The sequence below is a fragment of the Zavarzinia sp. genome (assembly GCF_041650655.1).
Taxonomy (GTDB): Bacteria; Pseudomonadota; Alphaproteobacteria; order Zavarziniales; family Zavarziniaceae; genus Zavarzinia.
The window spans coordinates 1-2871 of the sequence record NZ_JBAZKR010000246.1 but is presented as its reverse complement, the minus strand read 5'-3'; the positions used below and the strand labels follow the sequence as shown (position 1 = coordinate 2871).

Annotated in this window: 2 protein-coding genes; both read left to right on the top strand. The window is 66.2% G+C overall.

Annotated elements, in window-relative coordinates; translation table 11 throughout:
- Window positions 1-1466 (top strand): hypothetical protein (locus tag WC493_RS22990; protein ID WP_373068933.1); only part of this gene is annotated, 1466 nt, incomplete at its 5' end.
- A gap of 191 nt (window positions 1467-1657) precedes the next feature.
- Window positions 1658-2871 (top strand): ShlB/FhaC/HecB family hemolysin secretion/activation protein (locus tag WC493_RS22985; protein ID WP_373068931.1); only part of this gene is annotated, 1214 nt, incomplete at its 3' end.

The window sequence follows — 2871 nt, the reverse complement described above, 5'->3', positions numbered from 1 at the left end:
AGCGTGCCGGCGTTGAACTGGCTGCCGCCGCCGCGGCTCGCATGAAGAAGGAAGAGGAGTTGGCCCGCCTGGCGACGGAACGTGCCGCCGCCGAACGACGTGCCGCCGAGCAGGCCATCGAACAGTTGCGGCTCGAGCAGATCGCCGAAGCGACGGCCTCTTCGCGTGTAGCCGCTGAAAATGAGGCGACCGCCGAAGTCCGTCACCGCGCCGAGCAGGAAGCCGCAGCCTCGCGTGCCGCCGTCGCGCGCCTTGCCGCCGAGCAACAGGCCAGCGCTGCGGAGGCGGAGCGTACGGCAGCCGAGGCGGAGTCTGCTGCGGCACAGCAGGAGCAAGCCGAGCGCCTCGCCGATGCGACGCTCCGCGCGCGAATCGAAGCGGAGCAGGGCGCCATGATGGAAGCCCGCCGCCGCGAATTTGCCGAGCGACGGGCCATGGCTGAACTGCGCGGAAATATCGAGGCCGAACAACGCGCGCTGGAAGATGCCCGGCGCGATGAGCGAGTTGCGGCCGAGCTGGCCGCCGCCGCCGCGGCCCGGATCGAAAAGGAAGAGGAATTGGCCCGGCTGGCCGCAGAGCGGGCCGAAGCCGAGCGACGCGCGGCCGATCAGGCCGCCGAGCAGTTGCGGATCGAGCAGAGCGCCGAAGCGGCAGCCCTGCTGCGCGTGGCGGCAGAAGAGCAGGCAACGCGGGAGGCGCAGGGCCGCGCCGAGCAGGAAGCGGAGGCCGCGTGCGCCGCCGCCGCTCGTCTGGCCGCCGAGCAACAGGCCTGCACGGCACAGGCCGGGCGCGTGGCAGCCGAGGCCGAAGCGACGGCCGCACAACAGATGCAAGCCGAGCACCTGGTCGCGGCTACCCTGGGCATACAAATCGAAGCGGAGCAGCGCGCCTTGGCCGAGGCCGAGCGCCGCGAGCGGGCCGCCGCCGAACTCGCATCGACCGCGGCCGCCCGCGCCAGGAGAGAGGGAGATCTGGCCCGGCTGGCCACCGAGCGGGCAGAAGCCGAACGACGTGCCACCGAGCGTGCTGCCGAGCAGGTGCGGGTCGAGCAGGTTGCCGAAGCTGCGGCCCTGTCGCGTGTGGCCGCGGAAGATGAGGCGGCTGCCGAAGCCGGGCACCGCGCCGAGCTTGAGGCTGAAGCAGGGCGTGCCGCGGCTGCGCGCTTCGCCGCCGAGCGGCAGGCGGGCGTGGCACAGTCGTCGGCTTCACGGCCTGTGGCGACCGAAGGCAAGCCGCCCGCAAGCCGCCGCCCGACGCCAGGCTGGCGCCGGCTGCTTGCCGGTGCGGCACTGGCTCTGCTGGCCGGCGCAGGCGCCGGCTTCTGGCTGGGCAGGGGTCCAGTAGTCTCCTTGCGAGTGCCGGCCGCCGAACAGGGCACACTGCGCCTGCGCCTCGACCATAATCTGAAAAATCTCCCGGCCGCCGAGCCTCGCGCCGTGCCGCGCGATCGCTCGTCGGCACAGTGACGGGCAGGAGCCCTGCCGGGGATCGGGTGGTTGCCGCGAGTGGCCCGCGCGCAACGCGTTCGCTTGTGCCAAGCGGGTTTTCGTGGCATGGTCGTTGCCGTTGACGCTAAACTCTGCTAGTTCTTGTGCGGCAAGCAGAAACAATTTCAGCTATTAATTGATGTACCAATGATTGCTTTGGGGGTCTGGTTATGACGAAAGCGATAGCCAATTTCTTGGCTGCCGCCGCCATCCTGGTGGCAGGATCGCTGAATCACGCGACGGCGCAGGATGCCACATTCGACATTGCGCGTTTTCAGATCGAAGGCAACACGATTCTGCCCGCGGAAAGGGCCCAGCAACTCGTGGCGCCTTTTGCCGGCAGCCGCCGGATTTATGGCGATGTGCAAAAGGCCCTGGAAGCCCTCGAAGGAGAGTATCGCCGCCTTGGTTACGGTACCGTGCAGGTCTATGTGCCGGAGCAGGAGCTCACCAGCGGTGTGGTGCGGCTGCAGGTCAGCGAAGGCGTCATCGGCAAGGTCACCGTTAGCGGTAATAAGTATTTCAACGACGCGAATGTTCGCGCCAGCCTGCCTGACTTGAAGGAAGGCAAGGCCCCCAACATGCGTCAGCTGTCAGAAAACATCCAGCTAAGCAATGAGAGCCCGGCCAAACAACTCGAAGTGACGCTCGGCGTCAGCGAGGAAGAAGGCAAGGTCGACGCCCGGGTCGCAGTCACCGAAGACGATCCTCGGCGCATCTACCTCACGCTGGATAACACGGGCACCAAGGGCACCGGCAAACATCGCCTTGGGATTTCCTACCAAAACGCGAATCTGGGCAACAGTGATCAGGTGCTGACGCTGGCCTACATGACGGCCGTCGACCCGCCGGGCGGTATGAAGCTGTTTGGCAGCAGAGTGCTGCCCTGGCAAGACGGAAATGGTGTGAAGGTCGATATTTTCAGTATCGGCTATCGCCTGCCGCTGTATTCGATTGGCGACAGTATCGACTTCATTTACGGCAATTCGAGCAGCGACTCGCCGGCCAATTCGCCCAATCTCGGTTCGGGCCTGGCGATCAACGGGAAGGGCGAGGTGTTTGGCCTGCGCTACAACCACATGCTCGGCCGTTCCGGCGAATACACCTCCAAACTGGTGCTTGGCTTCGACTACAAATACGTGAACAGCCGCTGCACGGTTGCCGGCGTTCCAACGCCGTTCGGCGCCGCCGGTTGCACGCCATATACCTTGCGACCCGTTTCGGCGACCTACAGCGGCCAGTGGCAAAAACCGGGTGAGGCCGTCGATTTCAACGTCGGCGTGGCCCATAACATGTTCCCCGTAGGTAGTGAATTCGATTTCACCCCGGCGCCTCCCGCGGCCGGAGGCCGCGATCACTATTCTGCCGCGTCGGGCTACCAGAG